We start from the raw sequence: 15,669 nt of genomic DNA, 5'->3' as shown, positions 1-15,669 counted from the left end.
GCCTTCATGAGATGCTAACCAATATCAAGCGACACAGATTGGATAACGGGTGCGTGAAGATCAGATAGGGCGCGCGTTGTTGCAGTGGTATGACGCCCATGCGCGGGATTTGCCATGGCGGGTTCCCCCCAATTCAGGGGAAACCGCCGATCCTTACCGGGTGTGGCTGAGTGAGATCATGTTGCAGCAGACCACTGTTGTGACGGTGAAGGCCTATTTCGAGAGGTTCACCGAGCTTTGGCCAACGGTGGCCGATCTGGCAGCGGCGGAAGATGCCGACGTGATGGGCGAATGGGCGGGCCTTGGGTACTACGCCAGGGCGCGAAACTTGCTGAAATGCGCCCGCGCCGTGGTCAGCGATCATGGCGGGACGTTTCCAGGGACCGAGGCCGCCTTGCTGAGCCTGCCGGGGATTGGGCCCTATACGGCGGCGGCTGTCGCCTCGATCGCGTTCGATCAGCCCGCGCCGGTCATGGATGGGAACATCGAGAGGGTGATGGCGCGGCTTTTCGCGGTGGTGAAGGCTTTGCCGGGCAGTAAGCCCGTGTTGAAGGCCCACGCGGCGCGGCTGACCCCGGAACAGCGGCCCGGGGACCACGCGCAGGCGCTGATGGATCTGGGGGCGACGATCTGCACGCCAAGATCACCTGCCTGCGGGATATGTCCGTTGATGGCGGGATGCGCGGCCCGAAAGCAGGGCATCGCGGCGGAATTGCCGAAGAAGGCCCCGAAGAAGGTGAAGCCGATCCGGTATGGCTACGTCTATGTGGTGCGTCGGGAAGATGGCGCGGTATTGCTGGAGACCCGCCCCGAGACGGGTCTGTTGGGCGGCATGTTGGCCTTTCCCAGCAGCGACTGGTCCGACGCGCCGGTTGAGGCCCCACCCTGCGATCTGGATTGGCAGGACCCGGGCTTGGAGGTGCGCCACACGTTCACTCATTTCCACCTGCGCCTTGCCCTGAGGTTAGGGCAAGCCCCCCTAGACACGTCGCCGCAACGGGGTGACTTTGTGCCCAAGGGCCAATTCAAGCCATCCTCTTTGCCTACGCTGATGCGTAAAGCCTATGACCTGAGTGAGATAGACCATGATCGCACCTGAAACCGTCGCGAAGTTTCAACGCGCGCTACCCTTCTGGGCAAGCCTTTTGCTGATCCCGTTGATCGCCGTTCTGGCCACGCAGGGCGGTTGGTGGCTTTTGGGGATACCCTTGGCGACGTGGTGGTTGTTTGCGGTCTTGGACCAGATCACCGGATTGGAGTTGGAAAACGCCGACCCCGGCACGGCGGACGATCAGTTGTATTGGTATCGGGCGATCACTCTGATGTGGCCACCGTTGCAGTTCACGACGCTGTTTGCAGTCATTTACTATGCCACCCGCGCCGATCATTTGAGCGGGGTCGAACTGGCGGGGCTGGCCTTTGGGATGGGCGTGCTGAGTGGCACGATCGGGATCAACTACGCCCATGAGTTGATGCACCAATCCTCCAGACTGGAGCGTTGGTTGGCGGATTTTTTGCTGGCGAGCGTGCTATATTCCCATTTCCGGTCCGAGCATTTGCTGGTGCATCACCGCTATGTGGGCACCGGGCGCGATCCGGTCACGGCGCGGTTTAATGAGGGGTTCCACCGCTTCTTTCCGCGCGTCTTGCGGGAGTCTTACGGGTCATCGTGGCGGGCGGAAGCGGCGATGCTGGCCCGCAAAGGGCTGCCTGCACTGGATGGGAGAAACCCGTTTTGGCTCTATATTGCGTTGCAGGGGATATTCCTGGCCCTGGCGTTTCTGGTGGGGGGATGGGTCGGCTTGGCGATGTTTCTGGGGCAGGCTTTAACGGCCGTGTGGCAGTTGGAGCTGACCAATTACATCGAGCACTATGGTTTGACCCGGAAACATCTGGGCGAAGGGAAGTATGAACACGTGCGGCCAAGGCATTCGTGGAATGCGGCCCACAAGGCATCGAACTGGTTATTGATCAATTTGCAGCGCCATTCGGACCATCATTACAAGCCGGACCGGCGATTTCCCTTGTTGCAGAATTATACCGAGGCCGACGCGCCGCAGTTTCCCTATGGCTACCCGGTCATGACCACCTGCGCGATGATACCGCCGTTGTGGAAGCGGGTGATGAACCCAAGGGTGAGGCGGTGGCGGACGATGTATTACCCGGAGATCACCGACTGGAAGGCCTACAACAAGATGAAACATCCCTTGCCGCGCTAGGGGGCGGGCATTGCGCCCGACGGGGCCGGTCGCTGAAGCGGGGGATTTCATCCCCCGGCCCCCCTGAGAGTTGTATGGCCAAGATGAAGGAAGCGGAGGCGCTATCGTTGCAGTGCCGGGGTTTGGTGGATGTGGCTGGCCTGCTCGGCGGCGGTGACGAGGAAGTCGGCCACATCAGCGCGGTTGATGAGTCCGTTGCGCCACGTCTCTTTTTCGACCAGCACCTTGTAGGCATTTGATTTGCGGTTGTCGGTCAGGATGCCGGGGCGGACAATTGTCCAGTCGAGGGCGCTGTCTCGGATCAATTGCTCTTGCAGGTCCTTATCGGCGTAAGCACGGCCCAGAAGGGCTTTTTGGATGAGACGTTCGGGGGTGGAGAGTTTCTCGGCGCTATCGCCGGCACCGAAGCCGGTGACAGTCAGAAGGCGTTTCATGCCGTTTGTTTCCATTGCCGCGATCAGGGTTCGGGTGGCATCGGAAAACAGGGTTGTGGGTTTCAGCACGCTGGCATCTCTGGGCAGGCCGAGGGTGAGGATGACCGCATCGGCCCCATCAATTGCCGCCGCGACATCGGTGGCATTCGTGGCATCGCCCGAAAGCGTGGTGAGGTTTTCGTGGTGGGTCGTGGCCGTTTCCATGGAGCGGGCCATGGCGGTGACTTTGTGGCCGCGTTCAAGCGCCTCTGTCACGACCTTGCGGCCGATACCCCGGCTTGCGCCAATGATAGATAGTTTCATCGAAAGCACCTCCTGTCTTTCAAGATAGGGCTGATTTCCCTGCTTCCAAACAGGAAAACGGCGATATCTTTTGCCGGAGCGATTGCAGACGCGAAAAGACCCGCCGGTATGGAACCGACGGGCAGAGTTGGCCCACGCGCCAAAATGGTAACATGCGCGGGCGGCAAGGTTCTGTGCCAAACGCAGGGCGCGCATGGAGAGAGCGCCCTACGAGAGGTGTTCCTGAAAAGGGGATGTTACTCGGACATTTCCGCCCGAATTTGCTGACGCAGCACATCAATCGAGACGTTCTTGCCGTCGCGTTTGAAGTTCCAATACGTCCAGCCATTGCAAGAAGGGGCGCCTTCAAGCTCGGCGCCGACCTTGTGGATCGAGCCTTTCACGTCATCGGCGATCAGGGTGCCGTCGGCACGCACTTTCGCCAAGTGACCGCGGGGGCTGGTCAGCATTTCACCGGGGCGCAACATGCCACGCTCGACCAGCTGGCCGAAGGGCACCCGGGGCTCGGCGCGTTTGGGGGTGGTGACGGCGATCGAGGCCTTGTCGAACTTCCGCACCCGAGAGATGCGCTTTTCGGCAACCTTACGGTAGGCCTCTTCACGTTCGATCCCGATGAATTCGCGGCCAAGGGCCTTGGCCACGGCGCCGGTCGTGCCGGTCCCGAAGAACGGATCAAGGACCACATCGCCGGGGTTGGTGGAGCCGACCAAGACGCGGTGCAGCAACGATTCGGGTTTCTGGGTGGGGTGCGCCTTGTCACCCTTGTCGTCTTTCAGACGCTCGCCGCCGTTGCAGATTGGCAGAACCCAGTCCGAGCGCATTTGAATGCCCTCGTTCAGCTCTTTCAACGCCTCGTAGTTGAACGTGTATTTGGACCCTTCGTCCTTGGAGGCCCAGATCATCGTCTCATGGGCGTTGGTGAAGCGCTTGCCGCGGAAGTTCGGCATCGGGTTGGACTTGCGCCAGACGACGTCATTCAAGATCCAATAGCCTTGGGTCTGCAACTCAGCACCCACACGGAAGATGTTGTGGTAGCTGCCGATCACCCAGATCGCGCCGCCGGGCTTGAGAAGGCGCTTTGCAGCGGCCAGCCAGGCGCGGGTGAAGGTGTCGTAGGCTTTGAAGCTGTCGAACTGGTCCCAAGCGTTGTCGACCGCATCGACCTTGGAGTTGTTGGGGCGATGGAGGTCGCCTTTCAGCTGCAAGTTATAGGGGGGATCTGCAAAGATCAGATCAACCGATGCTTCGGGCAACGCGTTCATCACGTCGATGCAATCACCGGCAAGAATCTGGTTCAGGGGCAGTGTCGCCACTGCCTTCTCTTTCGTCTTGGTTGTCATGTTCAGCCTCGCAAAGGCGCCTCTTTTGGACGCTCATTTCTGCCCACGCCGGGTTAGGCGCAGATCTTTTTATTGAGGCTAGAATCCACGATCATCGATTCCCGGTCAATTTGCATCGAATCGAACTGGTACGATTTCATTCACACAATATCTTGCGGATTGGCGCAAAGCTGCGTCGGTGATGAGGGGTGACCCCTAGATGATGTAGGCCAGCGGTGTGTTTGGCGGTGCCGTAACCCATGTTTGTGTCCCAACCGTAACCCGGATGCATCACTGCAAGCTCTTTCATCAAAGTGTCCCGCCGTACTTTGGCCACAATTGAGGCCGCCGCGATGGAAACCGACCGCCCGTCGCCCTTCACAACGCAGGTGGCAGGACAAGGCAGGCCCGGCGGGATCGCGTTGCCGTCGATCAAGGCATGGGTGGGCGTGGCTTTGAGGCCCGCAATGGCACGGGTCATGGCAAGGAAGGTGGCTTGGCGGATGTTGAGGGCGTCGATCTCTTCCACGCTGGCCCATCCCAGTGAAACGTCCGCCACCTCTAGCACGGCCAACGCCAGCGCATCGCGGCGCGCTTCGGTTAACTTCTTGGAATCATTCAATCCTTCGGGGATATGGGCCGCGTCCAATATCACCGCGCAGGCCGTCACCGGCCCCGCCCAAGGGCCACGCCCGACTTCATCCACACCCGCAACGATTCCGCCCAGGTCTTGCTCTAACTGATAATCTGGTCCCATGGCCCCGAAGTGCGCCAAAGAAAAAGGCGGCGCAACCCTGTGGTCGCGCCGCTCCGTTCTGACTGCTCGGAAAACTCGCTGACTTAGCCTTGGGTCCAGCCATTATTGGTCAGGCAACGGGCGCGGTAGATGGTGCGCTGGCCGTTCGGCGTCCAGACCCGGCGCAGACAGTTCTGCGGCAACAGGTGGGTGTTCTGCGCGTGGCGCTGCATGCACTGCTGGCGATAGCCCCGGAACCGGCCATTGCCGTCATGGCCTTGGATCAAGCAGCGGGAGGGGGCCACACGCTGCACCGGTTGCGGGCGTGGCTGATGGATCACCGGCGGATTGCCCCGGTGGCCGTTGTTCCGGCCCACTTGGCTAATGCCATAAAGAAGCAGCAACCCGCCCAAAATAGCGGCCGCTTCGCCGCCATTGTTGCGGTGCCCGTTGGCCGCCGCCGGAGAGGTCGAGGCCGCTACACCCGTAAGAGCCAACGTCACAGCCAAAAGGCCTGCGGTCATGGTTCTGGAGAATTTGTTGAGCATAATCTTGTTCCCTTGTCTTGTTCACATGGTCAATCTTGGGGTGTTCAGAACAGGGCGGGCTTGGGTTCCTGCCTTGCCTGAACGGGGGAGCGCACTCATTCGGCGCCTGTAGGGGAACTTTCGGCGCTCTGATCTTGGCCATGCAATGACGGGCGCGCGATATCGAATATTGCTTCGGGTGCTATCGGATAACGCCCCGAATTCAGGGCGCATTTTCACAGCGGTCAATCCCATCCCATAGCGCGGGGATTGCCCGTCAACTCTCGCATTCCATAAACGAGGCAAAGGATTTCCAGGTGACCGACTGTGGGGGCATCACGCGCCATGCTGCGTCGGATGATGACCTACCCTTCCGGCATTAGAGCCGGAATTAGGCCCACGTAGCCTAGCCCCGGCAGGCTGCCGTGATAGGGCAAAACCTGCTACCCCCAGCACACCCAGACCCTACGCTATACCTATGGAACGCTCCATCGCCTCCGACGGAACGTCGCTGATGGGCGCGTCGCTTTCGATCAACGAGGCGCGTCTTGGCTGTTGTCTATTCGCGCGGACTGTTGGGGATCGATTGACTCGGCCAGCGGAACCAGACCCCACCTATTTTCTCGCGCTACATAGCTGACGTCACATGGCTGCCGCGAAAAGAACCCATCACTCGTGCATACAAAAGGCTCGTCCAGGACGATCGGGGTGATCGAATCCGGCGTCATCACCTCGAAGCAATGCGCGAACAACATATCCCCACCGATAATGACGTCTTCCACCCGAGAGCATACCGTGCCCAACGCCCATTCGCCAGCAACCGGGTACCGCGGGCTGGATCGGACCGGGGATCGCGACGGTAGCGCATCCGTGCTGCAGGGGGTCGACGACATCATGCCGAACAGTGCGCACGAAGGAAGCTCACCTGCGGCGGGTCGAGGAATTGCGGTGGCGTTCCAACCGACATATCCGGCCACTTCGCCCGTGGTGTTCGCAGCGGCACCGGTTTGGATGCTCACAATATTCTGTGCTGAAGCCGTTGAGGCGATGCAGCCGATAATGACGACACCGGCAAGGGCGGTAATAGATTTGGTCATGAAAATCACTCTGAAAAAATGGCGGTGCGTCGAAATCTGGTCTGATAGCAAAAATGGTCTTGGTCCGGCAGCAATTGCCGATGTGTAACGGTCCTGCAATCCAACCCCGCAAGGCAAAAACCGATGCCCGCTATCGGATAACAGCCCCCCCGGCGCCCCCCCGATATTGAATGACAGAGCCTCTCCGGCACATATCCGTTCGTGAAGCTGCCCCTTTCAGCACAATAGATGAGCACTCCATTATGACCCGAACGATAAAATCTCTTTTCAGACCACTCCTCGCGGCCCTTGCCCTCTCGGTTTTGGCCGCCCCCCTGCACGCCGCTTGTTACGCGGACTATCGCGCAAGGATGGATAACCCTTTGCGTCTGCACTACGGTGTGATCCAAGTACCTGATAGCGCCTGTTCGGTCGGTGCCGCCTCTGGCGTCATCGCAAGCCGTTTGGCCGCTCAGGGTTGGACGTTGGTGAATGTGAGCTCGGTCTTTGACGATTCCGGCCTCGCATCAAGGAGATCGGATGCCGGACAATACTACCTCCGTTTCTGACACACGGATCGCGTCTACGCGCGTCGTACAATTAGGCATTCTGGCGGTCGTCGCGGTTCTCGTGACCTCCGCCGTTTTATTGTTCATGAACCTCCCCGACGCAGACGCCTTTAACGAGGCGGTGGTCCAGGTGTTCGAGGTCAATGACGTGCGCAACCCCGATGCCATTGCGATGCTCGAAGTGCTGGCCCAATCAGGCACGACCTTCTCTAAGGTGCTGGCCAGCTACCGGGCAGTGATCTTCGTCCTGATGATCTTCGCGACGGCCCTTCTGGTGGCGTGCTTGGTGTTCCTGATTACCATCATCACCCTCAACCGCCGCATGGGCGAGATCGAGCGTCAGGGCATTCAGGTGTCCTCCCTGATCCTGTCGCGTGAAGAACGGGTGGTGCTGATCAACAACCTCGAATTCAAATTGACCGATGCGGCGATGGAAACGCTCTCGGTGCTGGCCGAGGCGCGGCTGGACGATGACGTGCTCTCCGGTGCCCAGATCGAGGCGATGGTCTCTGGCAAACTGGAATCCGACGTGGATGAAGCCGCCGGGGCCACGCGCATCAAACGCCTGCGTGATACGCTCGGCAACCAGATGGTAAGCGAGTTGCTGGTCAAGAACATCGCCCGGCGCGGCTACATTCTGGCGATCGACAAAGACGTCATCAAGATGATGTGACCATGGGCGACGCGGTTGCCCCCTACCCAGACCTGCATCCGGACCTCTGGCCCCTGGTGCGGGCCATGGAGGCTGACCCGGACCCAACTCCGGATCACCTGCGCTCGATCGCGACCCTGCGCGCCGCCGTCGCCGCGATGGAGACCACGCTGCCGCCCCTCCCCTCTGATGTCACCACCCACGACTGGTCCCTGCACTGCAACGGCCGCAACGTGCCCCTGCGCAGCTACGCCACCGCCAATCCCCGTGCCGAGGTGCTGCTCTATATACATGGCGGCGGGTGGAGCCTTGGTACCCTGCGCGGCCATGACCATGTCTGCGCAGACATCGCCCTTGATACCGGCATGCGCGTGGTCAGCATTGACTACGCCCTCGCCCCGGAACAGCCCTACCCCACGGCCCTGAACGAATGTGTAGCGGCGCTGAATCGTCTCACATCGGGCCAATCCCCCCTCGGCGCTGCGCCCCTGATCTGGCTCGGCGGCGATAGCGCGGGCGGCAACCTCGCCCTCGGCACCGCGCTCAAGACCAATCGCGCGGCGGGCCTCTTCCTGATCTATCCCGCCACGGACCCCATCTGTCGGGCCTCCAGCTACGCCACCCACGCCGATGCGCCCTACCTGTCACGTGCCATGATGCATCGCTGCTGGCGCGACTACCTCGGCACCGCGCCAGCCGATGCCTTCTCTGCCCCCGCAACAAGCAATCCCGCAAACCTCCCTCCCGCCATCCTCCTGACGGCGGCGCTCGACCCGCTCCTCGGCGACGGCGAGGCGCTCGCCGCCACTCTCCTCGCCGCGTCCAAACTCATCTGGCACGAAAAGGCGGAAGGCATGATCCACGGCTTCATCCGCTGGCGCTCTCAATCACCCGCCGCAGCCTCCGCCTTTAGCCGCGCAACCCAAGCCCTCGCCCGCGCCATGGACCGCACATAGAAAGAGCGGGATGACCTCTCCGCCATTCCCGCTCTTCATCTTTTCATAAATATCGAAAAAGCAGGCCTCTCAGCCCGCGCCGATATCAGCAGTAAGGCGCACCGCGACCGGCACCCGGCGCGTCTGTCCCGAGAGAGCCGTTGTCGGCATCGGTGATCCCGGTGGAATAGCCACCGCTACCGCGCCCGCAACCGGCGGAATCGGTCCAGGAACCGTTGTCGCTGTCGGTGCCCTGGGCTTGTGCGCCCGTCGGGATCAAAGCAGCGCCAACACCAGCGGCCCCCATGACGCCCAGAACCGTGCGGCGGCTGGTGGGGTGATCTGTTGTAATCTCTGCGTCTGTCAGAGTTTTCTTCTTATCATCGCTGGACATTGGTAAATTTCCTCAATGCTATTCTGGCTACATATGGGAAATTTTTGGCCGATCCGCCGGTTTCAGTCAATGGAGGTGATCCCTTACCCGCACAAGTGATTGATCCCCGCCCCCTTGCGTGCTCAGACTGACACAACAGATTTTCCATATGTCTAGCAAACACCACGATTTAACAAACGGACGCCAGATGACCGCTACCTTCAGCTTTGATTGGGCCATTGCCCCCGAAACACCTGAAACCTTCTTCAAGGATTACTTTGAAAAGAAGCCCATGCTGATCAAGCGTGGCCAACCGGGGTACTTTTCGGACCTTCTCAGCTACGCCGAGATTGATCGCGTCGTCTCGACCATGGGCCTGCATGTCCCCGAGATCAACGTGACCCGGGCCGATGGCGAGATCACACCCGCGGACTTCGCCTATGAAACCGGCCAAGTGGACCCGGTTCGGGTCAACCAACTCCATGCCGATGGCGCAACGGTGATCCTGTCGGGCCTGCACGAACGCCTCCCCACGCTGGCGCGTTACTGCCGCGCGATGGAATCCGCCATGTCGGCCCGTGTTCAGACGAACATCTACATGACTCCTCCCGGCAATCAGGGCTTCAACCCCCATTACGACGGCCACGACGTGCTGGTGCTGCAAGTCTCGGGCACCAAGGAATGGCGCATCTACGGCACGCCCGTGGAACTGCCCCTGCCCGATCAAGCCTTTGAACGCGGTATGGATGTGGGCGAAGAAGAACACCGCTTCGTTCTGGAACCGGGCGATGCCGTCTATATCCCCCGTGGCATGGCCCATGACGCCGTCGCCACCGACGAGACGTCGCTCCACATCACCACCGGCCTGATGTTCCGCACCTGGGCCGATGCTTTGGCCGAAGCAGTCATTGCCAAAGCGCACCGTGAACCCGCCATGCGCCGCGCTCTGCCGCCCGGCTACGCCAGCTATGGGGCCGATCTGGATGCCTACAACGATACCTTCGCCGAGCTTGTCGCGATGGTCGGAGACGCCCATGTGGGCAAACTGCTGTCGGGGTTCCGGGAAGAATTCCTGACCGCCCGTGTGCCCCGCGTCGAAGGACAGATGGCGCAACTGGCGAAGCTCGATGGCCTGACCATGGACAGCCGCGTCGGGGCCCATCCCCATATCGTCTTCGGCATCCATAACGTGCCGGATGAAGATCAGGTCTGCCTCGTTGCCCAAGGGGCCGAGATCATCCTGCCCGCCCACGCGAAAGAGGCGATGGCGTTCTGCGTCACCAATACCGATTTCCGATTGGGCGACATGGAAGGCGATCTCGATGACGACGGGAAAATGGTCCTCGCCAAGCGCTTCGTGCGGGAAGGGCTGATGCGGGTTTTGTAATCCGGTCCCCGGGCCAAGGCCCGGTCTACGCAACGTCCATGTGGACCGGGCCTTGGCCCGGGGCGGCGTCTCAAAATCAGGTAGACCGGGCTTTAGCCCGGATACGCCACCTTGCTACCAAGCCCCCGCACAGGCGCCTTGGTGGCAGGACATCACCTCGGCCAACATGCCGGGGTGGGCATCATGGAAGACATCCCACGGGCAGGCATTTTCGGTCAGCGTGTAGGTGCCATCCTCGACACTGAAGAATATCAGCCCATACGCCACGTCCGAGGCCTGCCCACACCATGCCGCAGCGCAGGTCACATCGACAGTGACAGGCACGTCACGGCTGGAGTCAAAACCACTCCCCGTGAAAAATTCGCCTACAAAGCGCGCGGGCTGTGTGTAGCCCACCATCTGGTTGATATCGCCGCCCTGCGCCACCGCCCCCTCGGGTGGTGTGCTTTGACCGGTCAGGGTCAGCTGCCCCACGCCAATCACATAGTCGATGGGGCTTTCCGCTGCCCGCTGATAGGTGCTTGCCACGGATGGATTCACGCAAGACAGGGCCGAGGCCGGAACCGCATTCAATGTGGCGGCAACAAGCGCTGCACCAAAGGCAAGCTGGCGGATCACAGGGCAAACTCCTTGAAGACTGCCTTGTAGATACCGCGTTTGAACGGGACGATCACAGTCAGGATATCCCGCTTCGTCATCCACCGCCAATCGCTGAACTCCACGTCCTTGTGGTTCAGGTTGATGACACTATCGGGCGCATCAAGGCGCACATGCACCCACATCTGCTTTTGTCCGCGATATTTGTCCTTCCACCGCCCCAAGGCCAGCTCAGGCGGGAAATCATAGGTCAGCCAGTCAGCGGTCTTGCCGATGAAAGTGACATGATCCCGGCCCACGCCGGTTTCTTCCTCAAGCTCTCGGTAGGCGGCATCGACGGGGTCTTCGCCCTCGTCCAGCCCCCCTTGCGGCATCTGCCAGGCGGGCGTGTCCATACCGGCCCTCTGGCCCGCAAAGATGCGCCCCTCCGCGTTGGTCAAAACGACCCCCGCGCAGGGGCGATAGGGTAGATCAGCGCTCACCTCAGTTTGGGCCCAAAGCGCCAAGACCGGTCAGGATATCAATGGCATAGGCCAGTTGATAATCCTCGTTGCGCAGGGCGGCGGTGGCTTCTGCGGCCTCGCGCTCTTCCTGCAACTGCTGCAACTGGTCTTCGGTCAGGGACGAATTCTCGATCGCGCCGCGCAGACCTGCTTCGGTCCGGGCGGGACGGCCCTCGTCGTCTTCCTCAACTTCTACGGGATCACGCTGTTCCACGATGATGTCCGGGGCCACGCCAAGGGCTTGGATCGAACGGCCCGAGGGTGTGTAGTACAGCGAGGTCGTCAGACGCATAGCCCCGTCACCGGCCAACGGCATCACCGACTGGACCGAGCCTTTGCCGAAGCTGTTGGTGCCCACGATTACCGCGCGGCGGTGGTCTTGCAACGCGCCGGCCACGATTTCCGATGCGGAAGCCGAGCCGCCGTTGATCAGCACCACCATCGGCAGGCCTTCAATCAGATCGCCGGGGGTTGCGTTGTAGCGCTCTCCATCCTGCGGCTCGCGGCCACGGGTCGAAACGATTTCGCCTTGCTCCAGGAATGCGTCAGACACGCGGATCGCCTGGTTCAGCAACCCGCCGGGGTTGTTGCGCAGGTCCAGCACGACACCATTCATATTGTCGAGCCCGCCCACTTCTTCGATCAGCTCAAGCAAGCCGTCACGCAAGTTGGGGAACGTCTGGTCGCTGAAGGTGGACACCCGCAGAACGGCGGTGTTGCCCTCAAGGCGCGCCCGCACAGCGGTCAGCTGGATACGGTCCCGTGTGATCGTCAGGTCGATCGGCTCCTCTGCGCCTTCGCGCACGATGGTGATGACGATATCGCTGCCCACCGGGCCGCGCATCAGGTCCACCGCTTGTTCCAGCGTCAGACCCAACAGCGCCTCTCCGTCGACGGCGGTGATGAAGTCACCCGCCTCAACACCCGCTTCCATCGCTGGCGTGTCATCCATTGGCGTGATGACCCGCACAAAGCCATCTTCCTGCGTCACTTCAATGCCAAGTCCGCCGAACTCGCCGCGGGTCTGCACCTGCATGTCTTCGAAGTCGCTGGCCGAGATGTACGAGGAATGCGGATCGAGTGAAATCAGCATGCCGTTGATCGCCGCTTCAATCAGCTCTGCCTCGTCCACTTCTTCCACGTAGTTCTGGCGGATACGCTCGAAAATATCGCCGAACAGGTCCAACTGCTCATAGACCGAGGCATTCCGCTCGGCTTCTTGCGCCAGCAACGGGCCCGCGACCTGAGTGCTCAACAACACCCCGCCTGCAATGCCGCCCACGGCGGCCATCATCAGTTTCTTCATAGATCGTCGTCCTCTGTTTGCCGTATCGGGCCAAGCCTTCCTTCACGCATCCGCCTGAAGGGGCCTATGGGGAAGCGAACCAATCCATCGGGTTCACTGGGCTCCCGCCCTGTCTCAGTTCCATATAAAGCGTTTCCGTAAGCCCGGCGCCACCGCCAAGAGCGTCAGAAACGATCAATTCCGCTTCAGTTTCGGTTTCTTCGTCCGGCATCAGGCCCAAAGGCGCCCCCGAAGGCACCAATTCGCCCGCAGTCACGAACAAGTCACCCGCGCCTGCCAAAACAAGTAAATAGTCTTCGTGGGGCTCAAGGATAATGACATTTCCGTAATCCAGCAGCGGCCCCGCATAGCGGACCGAGGCAGGCCAAGGGGCGGTCAGCAGGGCATTTTGCGGCACCGCCAGCAAAACACCGGGCCGGTTGATGCCCGCGGCGTCGGCCTCGTTGAAGCCGCGCACCAAGGTGCCAAGGGCCGGTAACGGCACGGTGCCCTGCACAGCGGTGAAGTCGGCGATCTCCCCTTCGGCAGAGGTCGGCGTTTCCGCCAGCATCGCGGCGAAACTGCCCAAGCTGTCCACACTATCGAGGATTTGCGCCATCCCCGCCGCATCGAGAGAGAACCGTTCAGGCAATTCCACCCGGTCCGCAATCGCTTGGCTAAGGGCCGATCTTGCATCCTGCACGCCGCTTACGGCAGCCTCCAGTTCGCCCACCGCGCCATCTTGCAGGGCGCGAAGCACGGCGAGTTCTTCCAGCTGCGCCCGCAAGGCGCGGGCCTCTCGGGCGACGGCAGGGGTGACATCGGCCACGATCATCCCCAATCGCGCGGTGCCCAAGGGGCCCTCGGGGTGCAATAATGTGGCTGGCGCAGGGGCTTCTTCGATCCGCTGCAAGACCCCCATCAACCGGGCCAAACGCTCTCGCTCGGCCTCGAACACCAACAGGATCGTGCGTTCGCGCAGGGCGGCGCTGCGGATACCGGCCCGCAGCGCGTCGAGCCCGTGTTCATAGGCGCGCACCGTTTCGGTCAGCGCCTCCACCTGATCCCTTGCGCCATCGGCATCACGCAACGCGCTGGCGGCATCCTCCAACATCCGGCTCGCTTCCCGTGCCGTCATCGCCGGATCGCTCTGCGCCCCCGCCCCTAAGGCTGCGAGGAGGCCTAGACCTAGGCCGAGGAGTGGCCGGAGGATATGCAAGCGCAGCGTCCTCACGAAATCAAACTCTCACCTGTCATCTCGGCGGGCTGCTCCAGCCCCATCAGTTGCAGCAACGATGGGGCCAAGTCGGCCAAACGTCCGTCGCGCAGGGCCGCGCCTTCGGGTCCGCCGACCAGCACCACCGGCACCAAATTCGTTGTATGGGCCGTGTGTGGCCCGCCGGTTTCGGGGTCCACCATGGTTTCGCAGTTGCCGTGATCCGCGCAGACGATCATCGCGCCGCCCACGTCCTCTAGCGCCGCCACCGCTTGCCCCAGGCCCTTGTCCACCGCCTCACACGCCGCCATCGCCGCCGCCAGATCGCCCGTGTGGCCGACCATGTCGGGGTTGGCGTAGTTCACCACGATCAGGTCGTATTGCTCTCGGATCGCGGCCACGAGCAGGTCTGTCACTTGGTCGGCGCTCATCTCGGGTTGCAGATCATATGTCGCCACATCGGGCGATTTCGGCATCTGCCGATCCTCTCCCGGTTCCGGCACTTCCACGCCGCCGTTCAGGAAGAAGGTCACATGGGGATATTTCTCGGTCTCGGCCACCCGAAACTGCCGCAGACCCGCTTTTGCAACCCATTCGCCAAGGGTGTTCACAATCTGCTGTTTCGGGAAAACCGTGGTCATATAGGCGTCGTGCGCCTTGGAGTAGTCGACCATCCCCAGCTTCCCGGCAAAGTCGGGCCGCCCGGTCACATCGAACCCGTCAAACTCTGGGTCGCCCAGGGCTGCAAGGATTTCCCGCGCCCGGTCGGCACGGTAGTTGAGCATGAAGATCCCGTCGCCATCTGCCATTCCGGCAAAATCTCCGACGATGGTGGGCGGAATGAATTCGTCCGTGTTATCCGCCCCATAGGCCGCAGCGACCGCGCCCAATGCGTCGTCGGCCCGGTCGCCTTTCCCGCGCACCATCGCGTCGTATGCGCGTTCTACCCGGTCCCATCGGTTATCCCGGTCCAAGGCGAAGTAGCGCCCGCTGACCGTTGCCACAAAGGCCCCTTTGGGCAGGGTCAAATCACGCAGGAACCCTTCGGCGGATTTCGGGGCCACATCGCGCCCGTCGGTGATCGCATGAACCGCCACCGGCACGCCCATCGTGACCAGCACTGCCACGGCGGCCTCCAGATGCGCCAGTTGCGAATGAACGCCGCCGTCGCTGACCAATCCCATCAGATGCGCCACCCCGCCCGAGGTCTTCAGCGCCTGCCCAAAGGCCACCAAAGCCTCGCGCTGCGCGAATTCTCCGGCGTCGATGGAATCGTTGATCTCCACTAGGTCCATCTTCACTACACGACCGGCGCCAATGTTGGTGTGTCCCACTTCCGAATTGCCCATCTGCCCGTCCGGCAAGCCCACGTCGCGCCCGTGGGTCAGCAACGTGGCGTGGGGGCAGCGGGCCATCAGATCATCCATCACAGGGGTCTTGGCCAACAGCGGCGCATTGTCCGCTTCAGTCTGCCCAATGCCCCAGCCATCCAGAATGCACAGAACAACGGGGCGGGGCTTATCGGTCATTGGTCAGAA

At 61.5% G+C, this 15,669-nt stretch carries 17 protein-coding genes; 6 read left to right on the top strand and 11 right to left on the bottom strand.

Annotated elements, in window-relative coordinates; all coding sequences use genetic code 11:
* The first annotated feature begins 49 nt into the window (after positions 1–49).
* Positions 50–1,099 (top strand): A/G-specific adenine glycosylase, encoded by a 1,050-nt coding sequence (gene mutY / locus AADW23_RS04635; RefSeq protein WP_341863360.1) that lies wholly within the window; start codon positions 50–52, stop codon positions 1,097–1,099.
* Positions 1,086–2,219 (top strand): alkane 1-monooxygenase, encoded by a 1,134-nt coding sequence (locus AADW23_RS04630; protein WP_341863359.1) that lies wholly within the window; start codon positions 1,086–1,088, stop codon positions 2,217–2,219. Before mutY ends, AADW23_RS04630 begins: the two co-directional genes overlap by 14 nt.
* Positions 2,220–2,320: 101 nt before the next feature.
* Here AADW23_RS04630 and AADW23_RS04625 read toward each other — a convergent pair whose 3' ends face one another.
* The 5 genes from AADW23_RS04625 to AADW23_RS04605 all read right to left on the bottom strand — a co-directional run bounded on the left by AADW23_RS04625 (position 2,321) and on the right by AADW23_RS04605 (position 6,635).
* Positions 2,321–2,956, bottom strand: a complete 636-nt coding sequence (locus tag AADW23_RS04625) for an SDR family oxidoreductase (protein ID WP_341863358.1) — start codon at positions 2,954–2,956, stop codon at positions 2,321–2,323.
* 236 nt (positions 2,957–3,192) lie between these two features.
* A complete protein-coding gene (locus AADW23_RS04620) occupies positions 3,193–4,296 on the bottom strand; it encodes a site-specific DNA-methyltransferase (RefSeq protein WP_341863357.1) in 1,104 nt (367 codons plus the stop codon).
* Between the two features lie 136 nt (positions 4,297–4,432).
* A complete protein-coding gene (locus tag AADW23_RS04615; RefSeq protein ID WP_341863356.1) occupies positions 4,433–5,032 on the bottom strand; it encodes a ribonuclease HII in 600 nt (199 codons plus the stop codon).
* A gap of 83 nt (positions 5,033–5,115) precedes the next feature.
* Positions 5,116–5,559 (bottom strand): hypothetical protein, encoded by a 444-nt coding sequence (locus AADW23_RS04610; RefSeq protein WP_341863355.1) that lies wholly within the window; start codon positions 5,557–5,559, stop codon positions 5,116–5,118.
* Positions 5,560–6,071: 512 nt separating this feature from the next.
* Complete coding sequence (locus AADW23_RS04605) at positions 6,072–6,635, bottom strand: hypothetical protein (RefSeq protein ID WP_341863354.1); 564 nt, start codon at positions 6,633–6,635, stop codon at positions 6,072–6,074.
* Between the two features lie 242 nt (positions 6,636–6,877).
* Between AADW23_RS04605 and AADW23_RS04600 the strand changes: the two genes are divergently transcribed.
* Genes AADW23_RS04600 through AADW23_RS04590 form a run of 3 tightly spaced genes read left to right on the top strand, consistent with a single transcriptional unit; the run spans position 6,878 to position 8,791 of the window.
* Positions 6,878–7,183 (top strand): hypothetical protein, encoded by a 306-nt coding sequence (locus AADW23_RS04600; protein WP_341863353.1) that lies wholly within the window; start codon positions 6,878–6,880, stop codon positions 7,181–7,183.
* Positions 7,155–7,856 carry a hypothetical protein gene (locus AADW23_RS04595; RefSeq protein WP_341863352.1) on the top strand — a complete coding sequence of 234 codons (702 nt, stop codon included), beginning with the start codon at positions 7,155–7,157 and terminating at the stop codon, positions 7,854–7,856. Before AADW23_RS04600 ends, AADW23_RS04595 begins: the two co-directional genes overlap by 29 nt.
* A gap of 2 nt (positions 7,857–7,858) precedes the next feature.
* Positions 7,859–8,791, top strand: coding sequence for an alpha/beta hydrolase (locus AADW23_RS04590; RefSeq protein ID WP_341863351.1), 933 nt, complete (start codon positions 7,859–7,861; stop codon positions 8,789–8,791).
* Between the two features lie 85 nt (positions 8,792–8,876).
* Here AADW23_RS04590 and AADW23_RS04585 read toward each other — a convergent pair whose 3' ends face one another.
* The gene (locus AADW23_RS04585; RefSeq protein ID WP_341863350.1) at positions 8,877–9,164 is read right to left on the bottom strand and encodes a hypothetical protein; all 288 of its coding nucleotides are present in this window, start codon (positions 9,162–9,164) and stop codon (positions 8,877–8,879) included.
* A gap of 187 nt (positions 9,165–9,351) precedes the next feature.
* Here AADW23_RS04585 and AADW23_RS04580 point away from each other — a divergent pair, with 187 nt between their 5' ends.
* Positions 9,352–10,530, top strand: a complete 1,179-nt coding sequence (locus AADW23_RS04580; RefSeq protein WP_341863349.1) for a cupin domain-containing protein — start codon at positions 9,352–9,354, stop codon at positions 10,528–10,530.
* Between the two features lie 114 nt (positions 10,531–10,644).
* Here AADW23_RS04580 and AADW23_RS04575 read toward each other — a convergent pair whose 3' ends face one another.
* The 5 genes from AADW23_RS04575 to gpmI all read right to left on the bottom strand — a co-directional run bounded on the left by AADW23_RS04575 (position 10,645) and on the right by gpmI (position 15,660).
* Positions 10,645–11,148, bottom strand: coding sequence for a hypothetical protein (locus tag AADW23_RS04575; RefSeq protein ID WP_341863348.1), 504 nt, complete (start codon positions 11,146–11,148; stop codon positions 10,645–10,647).
* A complete protein-coding gene (locus tag AADW23_RS04570; RefSeq protein ID WP_341863347.1) occupies positions 11,145–11,609 on the bottom strand; it encodes an RNA pyrophosphohydrolase in 465 nt (154 codons plus the stop codon). Before AADW23_RS04570 ends, AADW23_RS04575 begins: the two co-directional genes overlap by 4 nt.
* Position 11,610: 1 nt before the next feature.
* On the bottom strand, positions 11,611–12,936 hold the full coding sequence (locus tag AADW23_RS04565) for a S41 family peptidase (protein WP_341863346.1): 1,326 nt from the start codon (positions 12,934–12,936) through the stop codon (positions 11,611–11,613).
* A gap of 64 nt (positions 12,937–13,000) precedes the next feature.
* The gene (locus tag AADW23_RS04560) at positions 13,001–14,053 is read right to left on the bottom strand and encodes a peptidoglycan DD-metalloendopeptidase family protein (protein ID WP_341863345.1); all 1,053 of its coding nucleotides are present in this window, start codon (positions 14,051–14,053) and stop codon (positions 13,001–13,003) included.
* A 92-nt stretch (positions 14,054–14,145) separates the two neighbouring features.
* Positions 14,146–15,660: a 2,3-bisphosphoglycerate-independent phosphoglycerate mutase gene (gpmI, locus tag AADW23_RS04555; protein ID WP_341863344.1), complete on the bottom strand. Its 1,515-nt coding sequence runs from the start codon at positions 15,658–15,660 to the stop codon at positions 14,146–14,148.
* Positions 15,661–15,669: the final 9 nt, after the last annotated feature.

It is taken from the genome of Gymnodinialimonas sp. 57CJ19 (assembly GCF_038396845.1).
In the GTDB taxonomy this organism is placed as follows: Bacteria; Pseudomonadota; Alphaproteobacteria; order Rhodobacterales; family Rhodobacteraceae; genus Gymnodinialimonas.
Note: the sequence above shows the minus strand (reverse complement) of the source record. Positions and strands in the feature narration are given on the sequence as shown.

What these genes read in the sequence shown, in the direction of transcription:
- AADW23_RS04600 (WP_341863353.1), top strand. Translation starts at nt 6,878, where the DNA reads ATGACCCGAACGATAAAATCTCTTTTCAGACCACTCCTCGCGGCCCTT.
- AADW23_RS04630 (WP_341863359.1), top strand. Translation starts at nt 1,086, where the DNA reads ATGATCGCACCTGAAACCGTCGCGAAGTTTCAACGCGCGCTACCCTTC.
- AADW23_RS04615 (WP_341863356.1), bottom strand. Translation starts at nt 5,032, where the DNA reads ATGGGACCAGATTATCAGTTAGAGCAAGACCTGGGCGGAATCGTTGCG.
- AADW23_RS04560 (WP_341863345.1), bottom strand. Translation starts at nt 14,053, where the DNA reads ATGACGGCACGGGAAGCGAGCCGGATGTTGGAGGATGCCGCCAGCGCG.
- AADW23_RS04585 (WP_341863350.1), bottom strand. Translation starts at nt 9,164, where the DNA reads ATGTCCAGCGATGATAAGAAGAAAACTCTGACAGACGCAGAGATTACA.
- AADW23_RS04595 (WP_341863352.1), top strand. Translation starts at nt 7,155, where the DNA reads ATGCCGGACAATACTACCTCCGTTTCTGACACACGGATCGCGTCTACG.
- AADW23_RS04580 (WP_341863349.1), top strand. Translation starts at nt 9,352, where the DNA reads ATGACCGCTACCTTCAGCTTTGATTGGGCCATTGCCCCCGAAACACCT.
- AADW23_RS04620 (WP_341863357.1), bottom strand. Translation starts at nt 4,296, where the DNA reads ATGACAACCAAGACGAAAGAGAAGGCAGTGGCGACACTGCCCCTGAAC.
- gpmI (WP_341863344.1), bottom strand. Translation starts at nt 15,660, where the DNA reads ATGACCGATAAGCCCCGCCCCGTTGTTCTGTGCATTCTGGATGGCTGG.
- AADW23_RS04625 (WP_341863358.1), bottom strand. Translation starts at nt 2,956, where the DNA reads ATGAAACTATCTATCATTGGCGCAAGCCGGGGTATCGGCCGCAAGGTC.
- AADW23_RS04590 (WP_341863351.1), top strand. Translation starts at nt 7,859, where the DNA reads ATGGGCGACGCGGTTGCCCCCTACCCAGACCTGCATCCGGACCTCTGG.
- AADW23_RS04565 (WP_341863346.1), bottom strand. Translation starts at nt 12,936, where the DNA reads ATGAAGAAACTGATGATGGCCGCCGTGGGCGGCATTGCAGGCGGGGTG.
- AADW23_RS04605 (WP_341863354.1), bottom strand. Translation starts at nt 6,635, where the DNA reads ATGACCAAATCTATTACCGCCCTTGCCGGTGTCGTCATTATCGGCTGC.
- AADW23_RS04610 (WP_341863355.1), bottom strand. Translation starts at nt 5,559, where the DNA reads ATGCTCAACAAATTCTCCAGAACCATGACCGCAGGCCTTTTGGCTGTG.